Origin of the sequence: Streptomyces sp. NPDC050610 (genome assembly GCF_040654875.1) — a bacterium.
Classification (GTDB): domain Bacteria; phylum Actinomycetota; class Actinomycetes; order Streptomycetales; family Streptomycetaceae; genus Streptomyces.
Genome location: NZ_JBFAIV010000031.1, coordinates 18,214 through 39,128, shown reverse-complemented (window position 1 = coordinate 39,128; position 20,915 = coordinate 18,214). Strand labels below are relative to the sequence as shown.

The following is a 20,915-nucleotide window of genomic DNA, read 5'->3' as shown; positions in this document are numbered from 1 at the left end:
GCGAACCGGGTCGGAGAAACCCGAGTGCCGGGGCGGTCCCTGAACGCGCCATGCGGGTGCGCGGCCGGACTGGCCGACTCGGCCGCACGCGCCGGCGCACTCAGTGCCCCGGGCGCGCGCCCGCCAGTACGGCCCATACGACGCGTCCCCGGCCGATCTCCCCGGGGCGCACGCCCCAGGCGTCCGACACCGCGCCGACCAGCAGCAGGCCGCGCCCGCTCTCCTCGTCCGCGCCGCTGAGCCTGGCCCGCGGCTGATCCGGACCGTAACCCTGGTCGGCGACCTCGACGTGCAGGCGGTCGCCGCTGACGTGCAGGCGGCAGCTCACCTTGTCGCTGTCGGTGTGCCGCACGGCATTGGTGAAGAGTTCGGAGACCACCAATTCGGCGTCCTCGCACACCACTTGCGCCACGCCCCACTCGCCGAGCCGCGCGAGGACTCGTCTTCGCGCTTCGGCCACCGAGGTGTTGCGGGCCGGCAGGTGGAACGCGTCCTGCAGGTGCTGGACGGACGAACCGCCTCGGCGCCTTAACGAGACTGCGTCATAGGAGTAGGCCACGCGTCAACTATGTGCGATGTGAGTCACGTGTGGCAAGGTTCAATCTGTAAATTGCAGAATCGCAAGCACAGTCTGTTAGCTCAACCAGCTGCGTGACACACTGCTGGGCATATGACATCAGTTGGAGGGGATGGACAGTGGCGGACGCACGACCGGTAGGCGCTCCGACCGTCCTTCGGGTAGTGCTGGGCAAGCGATTGCAGGACCTGCGCGAGAAGGCCGGGCTCAGCTACGAACAGGCGGGCAAGGCCCTCGACGTCACGCACGCGACCGTCCGCCGGATGGAGAAGGCCGAGGTCGGGCTCAAGATCCCGTACATCGAGAAGCTCCTCGGCATCTACGGGATAGTCGACTCCGACGAGATCGAGAACTTCGTCGCGCTGGCCCGCGAGGCCAACCAGCCCGGCTGGTGGCACCGGTTCCGCGACGTGCTCCCCGACTGGTTCAGCGCCTTTGTCAGCCTGGAGGGTGAGGCCAACCTCATCCGCGCCTACGAACCGCACTACGTGCCCGGACTGCTGCAGACCGAGGGCTACGCCCGCGCGGTGCTGCGCGCCGGGATGCCGCACGCCGCCGAGGCCGACATCGACCGCGGCGTCGCCGTCCGCATGGAGCGCCAGTCGCTCCTCACCCGCGAGAACGCGCCCCTGCTCTGGGTGGTCATGGACGAGACCGTCCTGCGCCGGCGCATCGCCGGCCCCGAGGTCATGCGCGAGCAGATCGACCGGCTCATCGAGGCCACCGCCATGCCCAACGTACGGCTCCAGGTCATCCCGTTCGCGGCCGGACCGCACCCGGCGATGTACGGACCGTTCCACATCTTCCGGTTCCCGATCCAGGAACTGCCGGACATCGCCTACGCCGAGAACCTCGTCGGGGCCGTCTATTTCGACCAGCGCGACGACGTCTCCACCCTGCTGGAGGCGCTCGACCGCATGTGCGCGCAGGCCGCGCCGGCACACACCACCGAGGCCTACCTGGGTGGCATTCGTAAGGAGATCTGAACCATGGGTCGCATATACAACGGCATGCCCGCCAAGGACCTCGGCAGCGAGGGCTGGCACAAGCCGTGGAGCGGCGGCAACGGCGGCAGCTGTGTCGAGGCGATGCGGCTGCGCGACGGCAGGGTGGCCCTGCGTCAGTCCACGGACCCCGACGGGCCCGCGCTGATCTACACCCACCACGAGATCCAGACATTCATCCAGGGCGCCAAGGCGGGCCAAGCCGACTTCCTGCTCGCGGTCCCGAGCATGAGCGGCGAGTGAGGGAGAAGCACGTGAGCGAGCGCGGATTCTCGGCCGAGGAGCTGGACACCAGCAGGCCTCACCCGGCCCGGATGTACGACTACTACCTCGGCGGCTGGGACAACTACCAGGTGGACCGGGAAGCCGCCGAACAGGTCATCAAGATCATCCCGGATGCCCGGCCCAGCGCCCGCGCCAACCGGGCCTTCCTGCGCCGCGCCGTCCGGGAGGTCGTGCGCGGCGGCGTCCGGCAGATCATCGACATCGGCACCGGCATCCCCACCTCGCCCAACACCCACGAGGTGGCCCGCGAGGAGGCCCCCGACGTCCGGGTCGCCTACGTCGACAACGACCCGATCGTCTCCGTCCACGCGGGCGCGAAGCTCACCAGCGCGGGCAACGCCGGCTTCGTGCTCGCCGACGTCCGCGAGCCGGAGACGATCCTCGAACACCCCGTCATCCGGCGGCTCATCGACTTCGATGAGCCAGTGGCCCTGATGCTGGTCGCCGTCCTGCACTTCATCACGGACGCGGAGGACCCCGCCGGCATCGTCGCCACCCTCGGCGAGGCGCTGCCCGACGGCAGTTACCTCGTCCTCACCCACGGGACCGGCGACTTCCATCCCCACGTGGAGGGCGACGCCGCCGACGCGTACAAGAACGCCACCGCCTCGCTGACCGTGCGCGGCTTCGAGGAGATCGTGCCCTTCTTCGACGGGTTCGACCTCCTCGACCCCGGCCTCGTACAGGCCCCGCTGTGGCGGCCGGACGGCCCGCCGCCCACCGTCGAGGAACTCTCCCGCGTAGCCTTCTACGGAGGTGTCGGCCAGAAGGGCTGAGCCGGCACACGCTCCAGCACACCGCCCGCGAACACGTCGTACAGCGGCAGCGACTCCAGGTGCACATAGCCGATGTGGCAGTCGCAGACGGCGAGCGGGCAGGCGCGCGGGCGCAGCGCCGCTCGGTACGTGCCGTCGTAGAGGTTGCCCAGCTCGGCCCGGACGAAATGGCAGCGGCGCACCGTGCCGTCGCCGTCCACCGAGACGACCGACTCGCCCGTACGGCACGGCAGTCCGCGGCTGGTGTGCGGATCGCGGCTGTACGGGAACAGCGGGTCGAGGGCCGTCCACCGCTCGGCCTCCGCGTCCGTGTAGGTGTGGCCCTCGGCGGCGTTGACCCACAGATAGACATGGCCGGGGAGGTCGGCGCGCAGCCTGCGGGCATCGTCCAGATGCTCGGGGAGACCGACCACCCCGACGCTGAAGCGCACCCCGAGCGCCGCCAACTCCGCTGTCCGGTCCAGGAACCGGCCGTACGGAGTCTGGCCCGGGTGGTACGTGCACCACAGCGCGACGGTGTCCGCGTCGGCGTCGGCGAGCCACTCGGTGCGGCAGCTGAGATTGGTCTGGATCGCCACCCTGCGCACGTGCGGCAGACGGCTCAGCCCGACCAGCGCACGCCGGTACCAGGAGCGGACCAGGCCCTCGCCCCAAGGCGTGAAGAGGACCGACAGCCGGTCCTCGCGCTGCTCGCCCGCCCAATGGGTGAAGCGCTCCAGCGCGGCGCGGTCGGCCCTGAGCGTCGCCGGGCTGTCACGGCGCTTGGCGAAGGGGCAGTACGGGCAGTCGTAGTCGCACGACGCGAGCGGCCCCCGGTACAGGAGCGTCAAGTCCCGCCCGTCGCCCGGCAGCTGAGCGCTGGTCACGTGAGCACTGGTCATGTGACGCCCACTCACTTGAGGTCGTAGTCGGCCATCGCGGCGCGCACCGCGGGCGAGAACAGCTCGGGGCCCAGCGCGTCCGAATGCGCCAGCCCCTCCGGCGAGAGCCGCAGCCGGTCCGGGGCGGCCGGCTCGTCGAGCCAGCCGCGCGCGGCGAACCGCGCCAGCTCGGCGGCGAAGTCCGCGGTCGCGTCCGTGCCGAAGCGGGCACGGTACTCGGCGGGGGACGCGCCCTCGGCCTGGAGCAGCGACTGGAGGAGATGGCGCCGGCGCGGCTCGTCGCCGGACATCCGGTGACCGACCTCGGCACGGGCGAACTCCTCGGCGGGCCGCGCCACGTAGTCGTCGACGATGGCGCGGATCTGCCGCATGTCCACGGCGTAGTCGAAGGAGTAGTGCACGGACGAGGTGTAGGAGCGGGCCCCGCAGCCGAGCCCGACCATCCCGTCCGTCTGGCAGGCGTAGTCGTCGCCGCCCGTCCCCGGCGCGTCCGCGCGCCGGAACATCCGCATCGAGACCTGCTCGTAGCCCTGGCCGAGCAGGTGATCGCGGCCCTGCCGGTACAGCCGCAGCCGCTGCTCGTCCCACCGCGCGTCCGCCGCGGGCCCCGCCGTCCCCTGGCGGCCCAGACCGGTCAGCGGACGCACGTACAGCGGGTACAGATACAGCTCCTCCGGCCGCCAGGCGAGGGCGGCGTCCAGCGACTGCCGCCAACTGCTCGCGGTCTGCCCGTCGATGCCGTAGATGAGATCGATGTTCAGGACGGGGATGCCGGCCGCCCGGACGCGGCCGAGCGCCGCCTCCACGTCGGCGCGGCGCTGCGGGCGCACCGCCGCCCGCGCCTCGGCGTCCACGAAGCTCTGCACCCCGAGGCTCAGCCGGGTGGCGCCGCGCTCGGCGAGCACCGCGAGCCGGTCGGCGGTCGCGGTCGCCGGGGACGCCTCCACCGACAGCGGCACCGCCCGCAGATCCGCGCCCATGCGCAGCTCGGCGATGTCGCACAGCCGCGTCAGTTCGGCGGCGGTGAGAAAGGTGGGGGTGCCGCCGCCGAAGGCCGCGGTGGCGAACCGGGCCCCGCCGTCCAGTGCCGCGCGCACCGCGCCCGCCTGCCGCTCCAGGGCGTCGAGATAGGCGGTGGTCAGGCCGTCCGGGGCGCCGATGCGCGTGAAGAGATTGCAGAAGCCGCAGCGCACCTCGCAGAACGGGATGTGCAGATACAGCGAGAGGGCCCGCTGGTCCTCGCCCGCCCACAGCTCGCCGAGCGCGGGCCGGGGGCGCAGCGGCCGGTAGGCGGTCTTGTGCGGGTAGGCGTAGACGTAGCTCTGGTACGGGCGTACTGGCGCGGCCGCGTCGGTGGCCGTGTCGTCGGTGCGGGCCGTGGTGGAGGAGCGAGTCGTGATGCTCAACGGACTCATGGGGTCCACAGGCCTCATCGGACTCATCGAACTCGTCGGACTCATGGGGCGTATCTGGCTCATCGGGCCTCTTCGGGAAAGGGGGGTTCGAGGAAGAAGTGGGCGTAGGGGACGGTCCAGACGGTCTCGTGGCCGAGTCGGTGGCCCGAGTATCCGCCGTCCCCGTACGCGGTGCCGTGGTCGGAGCAGACGATCGCGAAGCACCGCCGACGGCGGCTCGCGGCGGCGAAGAGGCGTCCGATATGCCGGTCCACGTACTCCAGGGCGGCGGCGTGCGTCGCGCGCGAGTCGCCCGCCTCGCGGGTCGCGCCGGGCAGGTGGAACCAGTTGGGCTGGTGCAGCGCCGACACGTTCACGAAGAGGAACAGCCGCTGCTCAGCCGGGAGCGCGGCCACGACCCGCTCGGCGCACTCGACCTGCGCCTCGAACGAGCGGGGGGAGGGGACCCCGAACTCCGGCTCCCAGTGGCTCTCCTGGAACAGGCCCGGCAGCACACCGCCGAGCGCCCCCTGCTTGTTGAAGAAGCCGACCCCGCCCACGCACACGGTGCGGTACCCGGCCGCCGCCAGGCCCGAGACCAGGTCCGGGGTGTCGAAGACGTACGTGGCCGGGGCGGTGGACTCGCTGCCCGCGAACCGGGCGGCGAACAGTCGTTCGTGCGGCCCGGGAGCGGCCGGGGTCGGCAGGAAACCCGCGAACATCGCCTGGTGCGAGGCGTACGTGAAGTTGCCCGGTGCGTGCCGCTCCTCCCAGCGCCCGCCCGGCAGATGGCGGGCGAGGTGCGGTATCCGCCCGGCGGCCGCCAGCTCGGCGGCCACGTCGTAGCGCAGTGTGTCGAGCGTGACGAACAGCAGGTCGTGGCTGCCCACGACCGCGTTCATGTCGGGATTCACGCCGACGACCGGCTCCGGCGCCGGGCCGGGACACGCGCCGGGACGTATGCCGGACGTCGGAGCGGAGGCGGGGCCGGCGTCCGTGCCGGGCTCGCGCTCGCCGGGTTGAGGAGCGGGCGCCTGACTCGTGGGGGACTCGGACGGCGACGTGGGCATGGTGCTCCTGATACGGGGGTGTGCTGGAGGTACTCAGAGTCGGCTCGATGCGCCGAGCGTGCTCGGTCTACGAGGCGGGCGCGGCGGGCGCGGTGGGGGCCATGGGAGCGGGACCATGTGCTGCGGGGCCGTGGCCCCGCAGCACGGCGGCGACCTGCGCGCCATACGTGTCCAGGGACTCGGCGCCGCTCCCCGCGAGCCCGGTCAGCCCCGGCAGCAGATCGCCGAAGGCGTTGACCTCGCCGACCGCGAACCGCCGCCAGCCGCTGCCGGGCAGCAGATCCACGCCGACGCACAGCGTGCCGGGGAAGCAGGCCGCCGCCTGCTCGCAGCGGCCCAGCACCTCGGACCAGCCGGCCCCCGCCGCCTCGGCCGCGGCCCGGGCGGCGGCCAGGTCGCCGCGTGTCCCGCCGAGGTGAAGGTTGGTCATGGGGGACCGGCTGGTGCGCACCACCGCGTGGGTGGCGCGCCCGCCGACCACGACCACCCGCAGATCCGCGGCGCGACCGCGCTGGGACGCCTTCGGCAGCCAGCGCTCGATGTGCAGTCCGTCCGGCGCCAGGGCGTCGACGATCGCGGCGACCTCCGCCTCGGTGCTGTAGCGGCGCACCCGCAGGGAGTTGAAGAGACGGCCGTCGGCGGTGCGCTCCACCGAGGTGGTGGCGCGCACCCGGCCGGGGCCCGCCGCCTCGACGGCCAGCACCCCGGACGCCGACGAACCGTGCGCCGGCTTCACGAAGGCGCGCCGCAGCCCGGCGGACGCGAGCCGGGCCCGTACGTCCGCCCAGCCCCGTACCGGTTCGGCGGCGCCGCCGGACGTCGGCGACATCGGCACGGGCACCCCCGCCGTCCGCAGCACGCCGTGGCACAGCCGCTTGTCGAAGAGGACGGCGATGTCCTGGGGAGCGCTGAGCACCGTCGCCCCGGCCGCGCGCGCGGCCGCCGCGACCTCCCGGACGGCGGCGGTGAAACGCGCGTACCAGAGGGCCGCCCCCTCGACCCGGGCCGGGTCCGACGCCCCGCGGAGCAGCCGCTCCACCTCCTCGTCCTCGCCGGGCGAGTCGATGCGCACCGTCTCGCCCGGCGCGAACCGCGCCCCCTCCCGCAGCACCTCGCGCCAGGGCAGGACGCGGGGCGCGGGCAGCCCCGCGTCCCGTACGGCCGCCGTGAAGAGCGTGACCCGCCGGTTGCCCGGGTTGCCGACGACGGCGAAGCGGGGGAGGGGCCCGCTCATTCGGCGACTGCGGTGTAGCGCATGACCCTGCCGTCTTCCCATTCGTATGCGTCGGCGTCGTCGTCCGAGAGGTCGAGCTCCACGCCGGACGGCTCCAGCGCCTCGCGCAGCCGTTGCCCCATCTCGTCCCCGATGTAGTTGTGGTGCAGATCCAGCCACTTGAGGTGGGTGAGCGACTGGCCTTCGAGCAGCGCCCGCGCGCCGTCGTCCGTGAGCACCCCCATCGACAGGTCCAGCGACTCCAGCCGGGCGACGACGGGCGCGGCGGCGACGGCGGCGGCGATCGCGTCCTGCATATCGCTGTTCTGGAGCCCGAGGTGGCGCAGGCTCGGCAGCCGGTCGCCGGCGAGCAGGGGCGCGAGGTCCTCGACCGTCGCGTCGCCCCCGTACTCGTCGACGCCCAGCCATATCTCCAGGTACTCCAGCGCGGGCAGCTCGCTGGCGGCGACGCCGCGCACCACGTCGGCGGGGAGCCCGCCCGCCTCGAAGCTGAGCGTCCGCAGCCGCTCGTGGCGCACGGCCGGGAAGCACAGGCCGCTCCCGCCGCGCACCCCGAACTCGCGCAGCGCGGGGTATGCGGCGAGCACCGGCGTCACATCGGACTGCTCGATCCAGGAGATCTCCGCCTCCTCCATCACCAGGTCGCCGATGAAGACGGCCTCCAGAGCGGTCAGCCGCTCGCGCGCGGCCACCAGGAGTTCGACGACCGCGCCGGAGTCGTTGTCGTACGGCTGGCCCCACGGGCCGATGATCAGCGCCCGTACGGCCGAGGCGTCCACCGCGGTCAGAAACCGTTCGAAGAGGTCCTCGAAGGACTCCGCGTCGTCCTCCCACAGCTGAGCGGAGAGCCGCCACGCCACACTCGCGGCGGCCGGCAGCTCGCCCTGGTGGTCGGGCTCCGGGAACTCGAAGACAGGCAGGCCGTGCAGCTCGTGGAGGTGTTCGACATCGGACATGGCAGAGCTCTCCTGACGCGTACGGACAGTGCGCAACCGCGGGAACGGCGTGCGAAGAGAGTTGTACCAAGACCCACTGACAACGGCTGGGTCAGCTCCCGGCCGGACCGGCCGCGTCCGCCGGATGCGCCGGGTCCGGGACCGTGACGTCGCAACTGTCCTTGAACCCCTGACTGGCGATGCCGAGCGCCGAATTCATGCGGGCCCGCAGGTTCTCCACCCCGATGACCGCGGTCAGCTCCACGAGTTGCGGCTCGTCCAGACGGCGGCGGAGCCGGTCGAAGAGCGCGTCGTCGACGGTCGGCGGCGTGGCGGTCATCGCCTCGGCGTACTCCAGGACGTCCCGCTCCGCCGGGGTGTAGACCGCGCTGTCGCGCCAGACGGGTACATCGCGCAGTTTCCGGGGGTCCATTCCGTGCCGGAAGCTCTCCCAGTATCCGAAGTCCATGCACCACGAGCAGTCGACGCGGGCCGCGGCCGCCATCACCGCCAGCGTCTTGAGCCCCGTGTCCGCCGCGTTCCACTTGGCGACGGACTGCTCCATGCGGCTGGTGGTGAGCAGCACACGGGTGTTGTGCGACGCCGCCGCCAACGGGTCGATGTCCGAGCCGAACCGGCGGCGGCAGATCCATGCCACGGCTCGGTAGCTGAGGGTACGGCGCGGGGTGAGCGAGATGCGGGCCATGGTCTTCGCCTCCGGTCAGTGGCACGGGCTGTCGTCCTTGCCCGTACGACGGACCGGCTGCCGTCCGATGTGACATCGGCGCGCAGGGGGAGCCGAGGCAGGCCTGCCGCTACGGTGCGGTCCTCGGCAGTGGCGCGCCGGCCAGCGGTGTGGCAGGCAGCAGCGCGGACCGCCGCTGCGGCGTCTCCTTGGCCGGGGGCTCCCAGCGCGGGCGGCCGGGGTTCTTCGCCCCGGAGGCGGTTCCGGTCCTCGCGGCGGCGGCCGCGGTCGGCTCGGCCGGCCTCTCGGCGCGTACGGGCCTCTCGGCGGGCGCAGATCGGTCAGCCCGTACGGACCTGCCGGCGGGTGGGGATCTGTCGGCCCGTACGGGCCTGTCGGCAGCTTCCAGGCGGGGCGGCGGCGCAGCTGCCTGGAAGGCCACCAGGAGCCCCACGCCCGCGGCGCCCCGCACCTGGAGGTCACGGATCTCGACCCCGGCGGCGGCGCGCGTCAGATCACGCAGGAGTGCGGAGGCGATGCCGCGCTCGTCGGCGCGCGCCCTCGCGCCCTGCGGCAAGGGTGCGGAGTCCTCGTAATCGGCGCAGGTCACGGTGCACCGCTCGCCGGTGACGCCGATGGTCAGGTGGTACTGCCGTTCCGGGCTGTGCTGTTCCATGAACCGGCAGGCGCCGCCGGCGGCCCGGGCGAGAGCGGCGGCGAGACCCAGGTCGGCGCCGAGGGCGGACAGCGCGCCGTGCAGCAGCTCCGCGGCGGTCTCCGCGCTGCCCACGGCCCGTCGCACGGACACGGCCCAGCACATCGGTGCGGTGTGGAGGCGGGGTTGCGCAAGGAACGCCGACGCTGTCGGCTGCTGATCCAATGACTTCACCTCGGCCGTGGGCGGTGACGTCCGTAGACAGGTCGATGGCGCGCGATGCCGGGGACCGGGGCATGCCAACCCTAGAACCGCCGCGACCCGCCGTACAGGCGACTGTCGGACAGATGCGGGCGGGTCCGACAGTCGTCTGGTGGACAGCGCACCGCTGCACTACAGGCGGCCGTGCGCGCCAGGCCCTCGGACCCGTGACCCGCGGGTCGCCACAGCTGCCCGGCACCGTGACCGCGCGCCGCTCACTCCCCGACGTCCCGTCGGTTCGACACCGCCGCCTGGGCCAAGGGGGTGAGCGCACGGACCGTCACCGGGCCGCCCTCGGACGCCCGGTCCAGGGAGAGCCAGCCCTTGTCCGCCAATGAGCGCAACTGGCCGCGCGCCTCGTCCCCCAGCTCCTCGGCCAGCTCGTCCTCCGACGGGCTGTCGCCCGCCGTCAGGCGCTCGTCGACCCGCAGGAGAAGCGCCTCCTCCTCCCCGGTGATGTTGAAGTCCATGGGGCGACCGTAAGCGCCCGCCGCACACCGCGCGTGCCGGGGAGCGTCGAGGACCATGGAGGCATGACAGTCGACGGCGAACTCTTCCCCCGACCGGTCACGGAGCCGGCGCCCGGTGCGGTCCACGTGCCGGGGTGGCTGGATTCCGACCAGCAGACGCGGCTGCTGCACGCGTGCCGCGAGTGGGCCAGGCCGCCCGCCGGGCTGCGGACCGTGACGATGCCGAACGGCGGCGAGATGTCGGTGCGGACCGTCGGGCTCGGCTGGCACTGGTTCCCCTACGGCTACGCCCGTACCGTCGTCGACGGCGACGGCGCGCCCGTCAAGCCCTTCCCCGGCTGGCTGCGGGAACTGGCGCAGCGCGCGGCCAAGGACGCGCTCGGGGCCGGCCCGGAGCCGTACGACATCGCGCTGATCAACTTCTACGGCCCCGACGCACGGATGGGCATGCACCGCGACAGCGACGAGAAGTCGGACGCGGCCGTGGTCTCGCTGAGCCTCGGCGACGCGTGCGTCTTCCGGTTCGGCAATACGAGCGACAAGGGGCGGCCCTGGACGGACGTGGAACTGCGCAGCGGCGACCTCTTCGTCTTCGGCGGCCCGTCCCGGCTCGCCTATCACGGCGTGCCGCGCACCCTCCCCGCGACCGCTCCGCCCGCGCTCGGACTGACCGGACGGCTCAATATCACGCTGAGAGTCAGCGGCATGTGACCGACTCGCGAACGCGCTGTTCGCTCTCGGCTTGAAAGTGTCCGCCGAAGGAGCGGGCCGCGCGGAACATCCGGGCGGGCCCCGTCGGTTGAAGGTGCTGAGGCCGGTCCGGGCCCGCACCACGGGGGTGGGCCCGGACCGCGGCGGGGCGTCGCGGAGCGGCCCGCCGGCCCGGCCCGGCCGCCGACCTGTCGAAGATCACCTCGTGCGGTCGCGCACCGTACAGATAATGGGGTGACCTGCCCCCTCACTCTGGAGGCGCCGTGACCGGCTCCCGCCCGAAAACCTCCCCGCTCGACGCGCTGCGACCCGCCGCATTCGGGGCCGACCCGTCCGGAGAGCGGATGGCGCGCATTCGGCGGTCGCCGAACTTCGCCGACGGGGTGTTCACCAACCCGGTCGCGGCCTCGGTCGCCCCCTCCGGCTCGATGCTGAAATTCCTGCCCACGTACTTCAAGAAGGAGGAGCGCGCGAGTCGCGCCCCGGTCGGCACCGTGCCGGTGCACCCGACGACCCTCGCCGACCTGGCCGAGCCGCCCGCCTCCGGGCTGCGGCTGACCTGGATGGGCCACTCCACCGTGCTGGCGGAGATCGACGGGCGGCGGGTGCTCTTCGACCCGGTGTGGGGGCAGCGCTGCTCGCCGTTCGCCTTCGTGGGCCCCCGCCGGCTGCACCCGGCGCCGGTGCCGCTGCGCGAACTGGGCCGGGTGGACGCCGTCGTCATCTCGCACGACCACTACGACCACCTGGACATGCCGTCCGTACGGGCGCTGGCCCGGACCGGCACGAGCTTCGTCGTGCCCCTGGGCATCGGCGCGCACCTGGAGCACTGGGGCGTACCGGCCGAGCGCACGACCGAACTGGACTGGCGGGAATCGGCCAAAATCGCGGGCCTCACCCTCACCGCGACCCCGGCCCGGCACTTCTGCGGCCGCGGGCTGCGCAACACCCAGCACACCCTGTGGGCCTCCTGGGTGGTGGCCGGGCCCGAGCACCGGATCTTCCACAGCGGCGACACGGGGTACTTCCCGGGGTTCGCCGAGATCGGCGCGGAGTACGGCCCGTTCGACGCGACGATGATCCAGATCGGCGCCTACAGCGACATGTGGCCGGACATCCACATGACGCCCGAGGAGGGCATGCGCGCCCACCGAGCCCTCCAGGGGGCCTCGTCGGGGACGCCCGGCGAGGCGCTGGAGATCGGCGGCGCGCCCGGCGGGGTCATGCTGCCGATCCACTGGGGCACCTTCAACCTCGCCCCGCACCCGTGGCACGAGCCCGCCGAGGGCACCGTCGCCGCCGCCGAGCGCGCCGGGGCGACGGTCGCCACCCCCCGCCCGGGCCAGCCCTTCGAACCCGCCACGCCGCTGCCGGTCGACCCGTGGTGGCGGGCGGCGGCGACCGCCCCGGCGGGCGGCTGGCCGGTGCTCGCGGGGACGGACCGGGCAGGGCGGGCGGCTCGGTCGGGACCGGCGGAGGAGGCCGTGCTCCAGGCGTAGCGACCGGGCGGGGGCGCTTGGGCGCGTGTCCGGTACGGACGTACGCGGGCGTGTGTCCAGTACGTACGCCGGCGTGCGGGACGCGTGCCCAGTACGTCCGTACACCGGCATGCGCCCGGTACGCCCGACCGTACGCGCGCTCCGCGAGCCCCCGGGGCGCGCGCCGGGTCAGCCGGGGTGCTTCACGGCCTCTCCCGCCTTGTCCCAGTTCTGGTGCAGGCGGTCCAGGTAGGACTGGGCCGCCGGGCCCGGCTTCGCGCCGCGGGCGAACGCGGCCATGTTCCCCGCGCCGGCGTTGTAGCCCAGCGCCAGCAGCTCGTCCTTGGTGTGCCCGCCGGAGCGCTGGGCGGACAGCTGAGCGGCGAGGTCGTGCAGGTGCCAGGCCGCGGCCTCGATGGCCAGCCGCGGGTTGCCGGGCAGGTCCTGCCAGCTCCGGTTCGCGAAGTCACGGCCCTGCTTGGCCTCGTCGAAGGCGGCTTTGTGCATGTTCGCGATACCGAACGCGGAGTCCTTCTTGATGCGCTGCCAGGCCCGTTCCAGCTCGGGGTCGTGCGGTTTGTAGGACTCGACGTACAGGATCGCCATGAGGAGCCGCGGATTGACGCCCGCCTTCTTGGCGTAGGTGACGACCTGCGGGCCGTACCGCGTGGGGTCCTGATCGTCTTTCGGCGTGGGCGCGGCGCTTGTCGTGCCGGCCTTCGGCGACCCGGACGCCTTGGGCGTGGAGGTCGATCCGGACGAGTCGTCGGAGCTGTGGCCGCAGCGCGCGACCGCTACGACGGCCAGGACGGTCACTACGACGACCGGCCACTTCCGGCGCCTGTGAGGGGTGCTCATGGCCTGCCTCCCATCATGAGGTCATGAGGACGTGTACGAGAAGGCATGATCCCTGGTCCGTCGGCGCAATGGCAGTCCGGCTGTCGAGCGGAGGCGCATGCGGCCCGTCGCGGCGCCGCGGTCTGCTCCGGGAATCAGGGAGGCGGGTGCCCGGTTCGACCCGAGTGAACCATGTTGCTCCGAGTCCGGTCACCCGATTGCCGAAGGTGGATGCCGTGATATCCAGCAGTGCCGACAGTGCGGCCGAGCGTGCCGCGAATGTGCTCGTCCGGCCCGTCTCCTTGGGGAGCCTCGCCCTCCGCAACAGGCTCGCCATGGCGCCGATGACCCGTCAGTTCTCGCCCGGCGGCGTGCCGGGCGCCGATGTGGCCGCGTACTACGCGCGCCGGGCGGCCGGCGGGGTGGGGCTGATCATCACCGAGGGCACGTACGTCGGCCATGACTCGGCGGGGACCAGCGACAGCGTCCCCCGGTTCCACGGCGAGGACGCGCTGACCGGCTGGGCCGGGGTGGCCGACGCGGTGCACCGCGCGGGCGCGGCGATCGTGCCGCAGCTGTGGCATGTGGGCATGGCGCGCACGGCCGGGGCGCCGCCGGTGCCCGAGGCCCCGCGGGCCGGCCCCTCGGGCGTTCCCCTGGACGAGTCGGCGCCGGGCCGGGCGATGACCTCGGCGGACATCGACGACGTGATCGCGGCCTTCGCCGCCGGAGCGGCGTCGGCCGAGGCCCGCGGCTTCGACGGCATCGAACTGCACGGCGCCCACGGCTACCTCATCGACCAGTTCCTCTGGGCGCGCACGAACCGGCGCGACGACGCGTACGGCGGCGACCTCGCCTCCCGGAGCCGCTTCGCTGCCGAGATCGCGGCCGCCTGCCGCGCGGCCGTCTCGCCGGAATTCCCCATCGTCTTCCGGATGTCGCAGTGGAAGCTGGGCGCCTACCAGGCCCGGATCGCCGAAACCCCGCAGGAGCTGGAGGTCGTCCTAGCCCCGCTCGCCGAGGCGGGCGTCGACGCCTTCCACTGCTCCACGCGTCGCTACTGGCTGCCGGAGTTCGAGGGCTCGGACCTCAACCTCGCGGGCTGGGCCAAGAAGCTCTCCGGAAAGGCCGCCATCAGCGTCGGGTCGGTCGGCCTCGGCACCGAATTCATCACCATGCACCGGGACGAGCGCGGCGATGTCACGGACATCGACAGGCTCCTGGACCGGATGGAGCGCGACGAGTTCGACGTCGTGGCGATCGGCCGCGCCCTGCTGGCCGACCCGGACTGGGCCGCGAAGACGCTGAGCGGCCGCACCGGCGAACTCAATCCCTACGACCCGAAGTCGCTCGGCACCCTGTACTGACCGTCCGCGCAGGTCAGGGCCTGGACGGCGGCCGTTCCCCGGGTGAGGGGCGGCCGCCGTCCGCGTGGGACGAGAGGCCGGCTCCTGGGAACAGCGGGACAGTTGTGGGGTGGTCGGGACATGTCGGGGTCTCGCGGGCGGCCGTGGGGCGGAGTTCATGTCCTACCTCTTGTGGCCGGTGTGACGCGCCCGCTATCAATGGTTAGGAAAGCTTCCTAACAGCCACACGGGAACGGAGTCACCGCATGCCCGCGCGCACCCCGAAGTCGAAGACCGCCCGCACCGCCCTGATAGGGCTGGCCATCGCGCTCCCCGCCTCGCTCGCCCTGGCCGGCGTCGGCCAGGCGACCGAGGCCACGCACGCGGCCACGGCCCGTACGAGCGCCGCCGCGCCCGCCGCCAAGGCGACCGGGCTCGACGACCCGAAGAAGAAGGAGATCGCGATGCAGCTGGTCGCCAGCGCCGAGAACTCCGGCCTCGAATGGCGCGACTACTTCGATTACCTGGAGGACATCGACGACGGCCGCGGCTACACCGGCGGCATCATCGGCTTCACCTCGGGCACCGGCGACATGCTCGAACTCGTCGAGCTGTACACCAAGAACAAGCCCGACAACCCGCTCGCCAAGTACCTGCCCGCCCTGCGCAAGGTCAACGGCAGCGACTCGCACGCCGGCCTCGGCACACCCTTCGAGAAGGCGTGGAAGAAGGCCGCCCTGGACAAGACGTTCCAGGCCGCGCAGGAGTCCGAGCGCGACCGCGTCTACTTCAACCCCGCCGTCAAACAGGGCAAGGCCGACGGCGTGGGCACGCTCGGGCAGTTCGCCTACTACGACGCGATCGTCATGCACGGCCCCGGCGACGACAAGTACAGCTTCGGCGGCATCCGCAAGACCGCCATGTCCAAGGCCAAGACCCCGGCGCAGGGCGGCGACGAGAAGGCGTACATCGGCGCCTTCCTCGACGCCCGCAAGAAGGCCATGCAGAGCGAGGAGGCGCACAGCGACACCAGCCGCGTCGACACCGAGCAGCGCGTCTTCCTCAAGGCGGGCAACCTCGGCCTGGAGCCGCCGCTGAAGTGGAAGGTCTACGGGCAGTCCTTCGAGATCAAGAAGTAGCGGCGGGCGCCGACAGGGCGGGGCCGGTCGTCGAGAAGGCGAACGAGAACGACGCCGGCCCCGCCCGCAGCCAGTGCTCCGCCAGCACCCCTGGCCCGCACGACTGGGTGCCGATCCCGTGCTGGCCGTGGTCGAGATGGATCCGGACCGTCTCGCCCGGCACCAGGTCGGGGGTGTGCGCCGCCGCGTCGAGCTGCTCGCCCGTCCAGCGCCGCGCGGTGAACCAGAAGGCGGGAGCGCCGTCGATCCGCACGCCCGCCCCGTCCCCGCGGCCGAGCCGAGCCCACCGCACGTCCGCCCGCGCGCCGTTCTCCTGCGGACGCACGTACGGGGTCTGCATCGCGTCCACCGGCATCGCGTGCCTGCCGACGCGCGACGCGGCCCGGGTGTCCGGGTACGCCTCGCCCGGCCCGCCGCCGAACCACTCCGCCTCGCCGAGCTCCCCGGGGACATCCATGCGCACGCCGAGCCGGGGCAGAGGGCACGGCCAGTCGCCCTCCGGCGCCACCGTCACCGCCAGGGACAGCCGCTCGCCGTCCGACGTCCAGCGGTACTCCGCGCGCAGCCCGAGCCCGCTCGCGGCCGGGGCGAGCCGCGCCCGTACGACCAGGGCGTCGCTCCCGGCCCGCACCGAGTCCACCCGGTGGCGCATCCGGTGCAGCCCGATCCGCCGCCACATCGGCCCGTGCCGCACCTCGCTCTGCCAGGGCGCGCCCTCGTCGTTGTCGGTCGGCGCGCGCCACACGTCGAGGCGCGGGCCCCCGACGCGGAAGCCGCCCAGCGCGCGGAGCGCCCCGGTGGCAGCGTCGAAGACACCGGGGCCCAGCACGAGAGTCTCACCCGCGCCCGGCCGAGGCGCGGCGACGCCGGGACTCCTCCTGGGCTCGCCGCTCTCCAACGGCCTCGACCCGTCCGGAAGTTGACCCCATGCCACCTCGTGTCCGGCCGCCGCCCACGCGGCGGGCTCGGCCAGGGCAGCCCGTACGGTCCACCACGCCTCGCCCGTGAGCGGGGAAGGCGGGGGAGCGGGCAGCTTCAGCTCCGTGCTCTCGCCGGGCGCCAGTGACGGAACGTCAAGCGTCCCCGAGGCGACGGCGACGCCCTCGACCTCGTACGACCAGGAGAACGCCAGGTGCGACAGGTCGGCGAAGTCGTGCCCGTTGGCGATCCGGACGGTGCCCGCACCCGGACCGGCCTCGATCCGTACCGGCTCGACCACCTTCTTGAACTCCACCAGGCCGGGCGACGGCGTACGGTCCGGGAACAGCAGCCCGTCGCAGCAGAAGTTGCCGTCGTGCAGCTCCTCGCCGAAGTCGCCGCCGTACGCGAAGTACCGCTGCCCATCCGGTGCGTACCGCACGATGCCGTGGTCGATCCACTCCCACACGAACCCGCCCTGGCACCGCTCATGCGCCTCGAACAGGCGCTGATACTCCGACAGCCCGCCCGGCCCGTTGCCCATCGCGTGCGCGTACTCGCAGAGGATGAACGGCAGACTCCGACGCCTCTCGTCCAACTCCGGATCGCCGTAAGGCTCTTCGGTACGCCGGCCGATCCGGTCGACCTCGGCGTGGTCGGCGTACATCCGCGAATAGACGTCCGTGTCGCGGCAGGACGGATCGCCCTCGTAGTGCAGCGGGCGCGACGGGTCGCGGTCCCTGATCCACCGCGCCATCGCCGACAGGCCGGCCCCCGACCCGCTCTCGTTGCCCAGCGACCACATCACCACCGACGGATGGTTCTTGTCCCGCTCCACCATCCGCGCCGCGCGGTCCAGCAGCGCCGGGGTCCACCGCTCGTCGTCCACCGGATTGCCGCGCCACCCCAGGGCGTGGAAGCCGTGCGTCTCCAGGTCGCACTCGTCCACCACCCACAGCCCCAGCTCGTCGCAGAGCCCGAGGAAGGCCGGGTGCGGCGGATAGTGGCTGGTGCGGACGGCGTTGATGTTGTGACGCTTCATCAGCAGCAGATCGCGGCGCATCGTCTCCAGATCCAGGGCCCGGCCCGACTCCGGATGGAACTCGTGCCGGTTGACGCCCCGGAACAGGACCCGGCGCCCGTTGACCCTGAGCACGCCGTCCGCCACCACCACCGTCCGGAAGCCGACGCGCAGCGGAATCCGCTCGCCGTCGGTCACCAGCTCACCGGCGTACAGCCGCGGCGTCTCGGCGGTCCAGGGCTCCACCGCCAGGCTCGTCCACTCGCCCGTGGCCATGTCGATCCCCAACTCCGGCACCAGCACCCGGCCTTGAGGATCGCACTCCACCCGCAGCGTCCCCGCGCCGCTCGTGTGGTCGTACGAGGCGTGCACGAAGAAGTCCCGGACCGCGCCCTCGGGCCGCCGCTCCAGCGTCACCTCGCGGAAGATGCCCGGCAGCCACCACTGGTCCTGGTCCTCCAGGTAACTCCCCGACGACCACTGGTGCACCCGCACCGCCAGCACGTTGCCGCGCGCCCGCAGCAGAGCGCCGACGGCGAACTCGTGCGGCAGCCGGCTCCCCTTGAAGTGACCGAGCTCCTGTCCGTTCAGCCACACCCGCGCGCACGACTCCACGCCCTCGAAGCGCAGCACGGCCTCCTCGCCGGCGGGCCACTCCTCGGGCAGGTCGAAGGCGCGCAGGTAGTCCCCGGTCGGGTTCTCGTCCGGCAGCCGGGGCGGGTCGACGGGGAAGGGATAGCCGGTGTTCGTATAGGCGGGCGCGCCGTAGCCGTGCAGCGACCAGTGCGCGGGTACGGGCAGCTCGTCCCAGCGCGCGGCGTCGAAGCCGGGCTGTGCGAAGCCGTCCCCGGCCGCCGTGGCGGACGGCGACAGCCGGAACCGCCACTTCCCGCCGAGCCGCAGCCGCGCCGCGTCGGTGGCCGCTGTCCACGCGCGGGGCGGCAGGGTTCCGGCGCCGGGCGAGACGTCCTCGTAGTAAGGGACGCCCTCGCCAGAGGAGTCCGCGCCGAATCGGCCGTCGGGAGTCTCCGCGCCGAAGCCGCCGTCAGGGGCGGTCGCGCCGGTGTCGTAAGGGTCGTCCTCGCCGAAAGGGACCGGCGTGCGCGGTGCCTGGCTCATCCTTCTCCTCACCCAGCGGCTCTTCCCGTCCCGTGCCGCCCGTCGGCCACACGGTGCACTCGCCAACGCTGCGGTATGGCGACGTTCAGGACAAGAGGACAGGGCCGCCGGGCGGGGATGAACCGGGAAAACCGGGCGAGTCATCGATGATTGGCGGCGATCCTGGCAGCAAGACAGTCACCTGATCACCCGTCACCGTCACGGAGACGGCGTCCCGCAGAGCCCGCGGATCGACGCTGCCGTCCCGCGTGAGCACGGCGAGCGTGACATGGACCGTACGGCCGCCCGGGTGACCGGAGAAGGCGAGGTACGGGGTGGCGGAGTGCGGCCCGAAGGCGTTGGCCCCGGCCTCGCGGCGGACGGCGGACTCCGTCCAGCCGTACAGCGCCACCACGGCGCTCACCAGGCCCCCGGCCGTACGGGCGAGGGCCCAGCCCGCCCCCGACTCGGTCTCCGGCGGCTCGGCGCCGGCCACCGCGTACCCGCCCTCGCGGACCCCGGCGCCGGGCGGGGCGTCGACGCGGTGCACCCGGATCTCCCACGGCCCGTGCGCCAGCGTCGTCGTTTGGACGCGGTGCGCGCGGGCGTCGCCGGGCAGCTCGGCCCGGTACCAGGAGGACGCGGTGCGACCCGCACAGGTCAGAGGATGGATACGGCGGCGCCGGGAGGGGGTGCCGGCCGGGGTGAGGAGCGCGATGTGGTTGTCGACGGCGTGCGCCCAGGCGTGCGGCGCGGTCTCGGGGGCGGTGGCCGAGGAGTAGGCGAGCTTGGCGTAGTGCGGGTCGTCGCCGCCCTCCCCGCCGCTTCCGTCGTCGGGCGGCTGGTGGTCGCTGCCGTGGTTGACGAGCCGTACGATGCCGTCGCTTCGCGTGCCGTGCAGCAGCCAGCCCGGCGCGGGCAGCGCCGTGTACTGGTCCGACTCCTCCACGGGCAGCGGGAGTTCACGATCCGTCCAGACCGGATGGCGGGGCGGCAGCAGCAGGCCGAGGAAGCCCTTCGCGGCCCAGTAGGGCGATGCCGGCCCGGAGTACGCCTGGGTGGTGGGCAGATGAGGCGCGTACCAGCCGAGGGTGAGCAGCCCGCGGCCGTCCGGCGCGCCGCGCTCGGCGAAGTGCCGCAGCGCTCCAGAGGCCAGACGGCGCGTCAGCCCCGGCGCCAGTGGCGAGCAGTCGGCCAGCGCGCCCATCCACACCGGGGCCACGGCCGCGAACCGGTAGGTGAGCGACCGGCCCTGGTGCACGGGCGCGCCGTCGCCGCCGAAGAACTGCGGGTAGGAGGCGAGGAACCGGGCCAGCCGCTCCTTGTAGACCGCGGTCCGCCCGCCGTCGTCGCCGCCCGCCATCCGCGACCACAGCAGCGGGTAGAAGTGCAGTGCCCAGCCGACGTAGAAGTCGAAGTTCCGGCCGTCGCCGTCGCTGTACCAGCCGTCGCCGACATACCAGTCCTCGATGCGGTCCAGGCCCTCCTCGACGTCGGCCCGCGCGTACGGCGCCCCGACCGAGGCCAGGAACTGAGTGGTGATCACCTTGAAGAGCCGCCAGTTGTTGTCGTGGGTCGGACGCCCGGAGAAGCCGCCGAGCCAGTCGACGACCCGCTCCTGAACCTCGCCGTCCAGCCGGTCCCAGATCCACGGGCGCGACTCGGACAGCCCGACGGCGATCGACGCGGCCTCCACCATCTGCTGCGAACGGTCGGCGATCGCGGGCCACGCCTCGCCGCTCGCACGGTCCGTACCGGCGTCGAACCCGGCCGCGTACCGCTCGGCCAGCCGCTCGGCACGGCTCGCCCGGCCATCGGGCGGGCCGCCGCCGGCCAGTCGGAACGCCGCGAGCAGAAAGGAACGGGCGAAACCCTCCAAGCCGTCCGACACCGAACCGGAACAGCTCGTCCGGCCCGGCAGCCGGTACTGCGCGCGGCCCGGCGTGGCATACGGCACGAGCGCGTCGAGGAGGCGGTCGGCCATCGCCTCCCAGTGCGCCCGGGTCCAGCCCGTACGCGGGGAGAGAACATGATCGGCGGGCGGGAGGGGCGGCGGGGCGGCGTGCACGTGCCCCAGAATGTCGCCGCCGAAGGCGGTCGGCAAGGACGTGCCACAGTCGGCGAGGACGCTACACGGCCG

19 protein-coding genes are annotated in these 20,915 nt (G+C 73.0%); 7 read left to right on the top strand and 12 right to left on the bottom strand.

Annotation, left to right across the window (positions count from 1 at the left end):
* Window positions 1-100: 100 nt before the first annotated feature.
* The gene (locus tag AB0I22_RS30560) at window positions 101-559 is read right to left on the bottom strand and encodes an ATP-binding protein (protein WP_363134194.1); all 459 of its coding nucleotides are present in this window, start codon (window positions 557-559) and stop codon (window positions 101-103) included.
* A gap of 137 nt (window positions 560-696) precedes the next feature.
* On the opposite strand from AB0I22_RS30560, the gene AB0I22_RS30555 reads away from it, so the two are divergent.
* The 3 genes from AB0I22_RS30555 to AB0I22_RS30545 are packed head-to-tail and all read left to right on the top strand — an operon-like array spanning window position 697 to window position 2,642.
* Window positions 697-1,563 (top strand): helix-turn-helix transcriptional regulator, encoded by an 867-nt coding sequence (locus AB0I22_RS30555; RefSeq protein WP_363134193.1) that lies wholly within the window; start codon window positions 697-699, stop codon window positions 1,561-1,563.
* A gap of 3 nt (window positions 1,564-1,566) precedes the next feature.
* Entirely contained in the window at window positions 1,567-1,824 is a 258-nt protein-coding gene (locus AB0I22_RS30550) for a DUF397 domain-containing protein (protein ID WP_363134192.1), read from the top strand.
* Window positions 1,825-1,835: 11 nt separating this feature from the next.
* Window positions 1,836-2,642 carry an SAM-dependent methyltransferase gene (locus AB0I22_RS30545; protein WP_363134191.1) on the top strand — a complete coding sequence of 269 codons (807 nt, stop codon included), beginning with the start codon at window positions 1,836-1,838 and terminating at the stop codon, window positions 2,640-2,642.
* On the opposite strand, the gene AB0I22_RS30540 is transcribed toward AB0I22_RS30545, so the two are convergent.
* From AB0I22_RS30540 to AB0I22_RS30505, 8 genes are all read right to left on the bottom strand, one after another.
* Complete coding sequence (locus AB0I22_RS30540; protein WP_363134190.1) at window positions 2,615-3,508, bottom strand: STM4011 family radical SAM protein; 894 nt, start codon at window positions 3,506-3,508, stop codon at window positions 2,615-2,617. The two genes, AB0I22_RS30545 and AB0I22_RS30540, sit on opposite strands and share 28 nt — an antisense overlap.
* 26 nt (window positions 3,509-3,534) lie before the next feature.
* Entirely contained in the window at window positions 3,535-4,929 is a 1,395-nt protein-coding gene (locus tag AB0I22_RS30535) for an STM4012 family radical SAM protein (protein WP_363134189.1), read from the bottom strand.
* Window positions 4,930-4,997: 68 nt separating this feature from the next.
* The gene (locus AB0I22_RS30530) at window positions 4,998-5,819 is read right to left on the bottom strand and encodes an STM4013/SEN3800 family hydrolase (protein WP_363134224.1); all 822 of its coding nucleotides are present in this window, start codon (window positions 5,817-5,819) and stop codon (window positions 4,998-5,000) included.
* A 235-nt stretch (window positions 5,820-6,054) separates the two neighbouring features.
* Window positions 6,055-7,221, bottom strand: a complete 1,167-nt coding sequence (locus AB0I22_RS30525; RefSeq protein WP_363134188.1) for an STM4014 family protein — start codon at window positions 7,219-7,221, stop codon at window positions 6,055-6,057.
* Complete coding sequence (locus tag AB0I22_RS30520) at window positions 7,218-8,177, bottom strand: STM4015 family protein (protein WP_363134187.1); 960 nt, start codon at window positions 8,175-8,177, stop codon at window positions 7,218-7,220. The genes AB0I22_RS30525 and AB0I22_RS30520 overlap by 4 nt, the downstream gene beginning before the upstream one ends.
* A gap of 91 nt (window positions 8,178-8,268) precedes the next feature.
* The gene (locus tag AB0I22_RS30515; protein WP_363134186.1) at window positions 8,269-8,862 is read right to left on the bottom strand and encodes a carboxymuconolactone decarboxylase family protein; all 594 of its coding nucleotides are present in this window, start codon (window positions 8,860-8,862) and stop codon (window positions 8,269-8,271) included.
* Between the two features lie 109 nt (window positions 8,863-8,971).
* Complete coding sequence (locus AB0I22_RS30510) at window positions 8,972-9,649, bottom strand: hypothetical protein (protein ID WP_363134185.1); 678 nt, start codon at window positions 9,647-9,649, stop codon at window positions 8,972-8,974.
* 323 nt (window positions 9,650-9,972) lie between these two features.
* Window positions 9,973-10,227 carry a hypothetical protein gene (locus AB0I22_RS30505; protein ID WP_363134184.1) on the bottom strand — a complete coding sequence of 85 codons (255 nt, stop codon included), beginning with the start codon at window positions 10,225-10,227 and terminating at the stop codon, window positions 9,973-9,975.
* A gap of 63 nt (window positions 10,228-10,290) precedes the next feature.
* Here AB0I22_RS30505 and AB0I22_RS30500 point away from each other — a divergent pair, with 63 nt between their 5' ends.
* The gene (locus AB0I22_RS30500) at window positions 10,291-10,938 is read left to right on the top strand and encodes an alpha-ketoglutarate-dependent dioxygenase AlkB (protein ID WP_363134183.1); all 648 of its coding nucleotides are present in this window, start codon (window positions 10,291-10,293) and stop codon (window positions 10,936-10,938) included.
* 263 nt (window positions 10,939-11,201) lie between these two features.
* Window positions 11,202-12,437, top strand: a complete 1,236-nt coding sequence (locus AB0I22_RS30495; RefSeq protein WP_363134182.1) for an MBL fold metallo-hydrolase — start codon at window positions 11,202-11,204, stop codon at window positions 12,435-12,437.
* 168 nt (window positions 12,438-12,605) lie between these two features.
* On the opposite strand, the gene AB0I22_RS30490 is transcribed toward AB0I22_RS30495, so the two are convergent.
* Entirely contained in the window at window positions 12,606-13,274 is a 669-nt protein-coding gene (locus AB0I22_RS30490; protein ID WP_363134181.1) for a transglycosylase SLT domain-containing protein, read from the bottom strand.
* Window positions 13,275-13,489: 215 nt separating this feature from the next.
* Between AB0I22_RS30490 and AB0I22_RS30485 the strand changes: the two genes are divergently transcribed.
* Both AB0I22_RS30485 and AB0I22_RS30480 read left to right on the top strand, forming a co-directional pair.
* Entirely contained in the window at window positions 13,490-14,620 is a 1,131-nt protein-coding gene (locus AB0I22_RS30485; protein WP_363134180.1) for an NADH:flavin oxidoreductase, read from the top strand.
* Between the two features lie 245 nt (window positions 14,621-14,865).
* On the top strand, window positions 14,866-15,738 hold the full coding sequence (locus AB0I22_RS30480; RefSeq protein WP_363134179.1) for a chitosanase: 873 nt from the start codon (window positions 14,866-14,868) through the stop codon (window positions 15,736-15,738).
* Here the strand turns inward: AB0I22_RS30480 and AB0I22_RS30475 are convergent.
* The gene (locus tag AB0I22_RS30475; RefSeq protein ID WP_363134178.1) at window positions 15,728-18,796 is read right to left on the bottom strand and encodes a glycoside hydrolase family 2 TIM barrel-domain containing protein; all 3,069 of its coding nucleotides are present in this window, start codon (window positions 18,794-18,796) and stop codon (window positions 15,728-15,730) included. The genes AB0I22_RS30480 and AB0I22_RS30475 overlap by 11 nt on opposite strands.
* Before the next feature lie 85 nt (window positions 18,797-18,881).
* Window positions 18,882-20,879, bottom strand: coding sequence for a DUF2264 domain-containing protein (locus tag AB0I22_RS30470; RefSeq protein WP_363134177.1), 1,998 nt, complete (start codon window positions 20,877-20,879; stop codon window positions 18,882-18,884).
* Between the last annotated feature and the right edge of the window lie 36 nt (window positions 20,880-20,915).

Bases quoted from the DNA above. Each gene is read 5' to 3' on its own strand.
- AB0I22_RS30550 (WP_363134192.1), top strand. From the start codon at position 1,567: ATGGGTCGCATATACAACGGCATGCCCGCCAAGGACCTCGGCAGCGAG.
- AB0I22_RS30530 (WP_363134224.1), bottom strand. From the start codon at position 5,819: ATGAACGCGGTCGTGGGCAGCCACGACCTGCTGTTCGTCACGCTCGAC.
- AB0I22_RS30520 (WP_363134187.1), bottom strand. From the start codon at position 8,177: ATGTCCGATGTCGAACACCTCCACGAGCTGCACGGCCTGCCTGTCTTC.
- AB0I22_RS30490 (WP_363134181.1), bottom strand. From the start codon at position 13,274: ATGAGCACCCCTCACAGGCGCCGGAAGTGGCCGGTCGTCGTAGTGACC.
- AB0I22_RS30480 (WP_363134179.1), top strand. From the start codon at position 14,866: ATGCCCGCGCGCACCCCGAAGTCGAAGACCGCCCGCACCGCCCTGATA.
- AB0I22_RS30515 (WP_363134186.1), bottom strand. From the start codon at position 8,862: ATGGCCCGCATCTCGCTCACCCCGCGCCGTACCCTCAGCTACCGAGCC.
- AB0I22_RS30525 (WP_363134188.1), bottom strand. From the start codon at position 7,221: ATGAGCGGGCCCCTCCCCCGCTTCGCCGTCGTCGGCAACCCGGGCAAC.
- AB0I22_RS30475 (WP_363134178.1), bottom strand. From the start codon at position 18,796: ATGAGCCAGGCACCGCGCACGCCGGTCCCTTTCGGCGAGGACGACCCT.
- AB0I22_RS30500 (WP_363134183.1), top strand. From the start codon at position 10,291: ATGACAGTCGACGGCGAACTCTTCCCCCGACCGGTCACGGAGCCGGCG.
- AB0I22_RS30505 (WP_363134184.1), bottom strand. From the start codon at position 10,227: ATGGACTTCAACATCACCGGGGAGGAGGAGGCGCTTCTCCTGCGGGTC.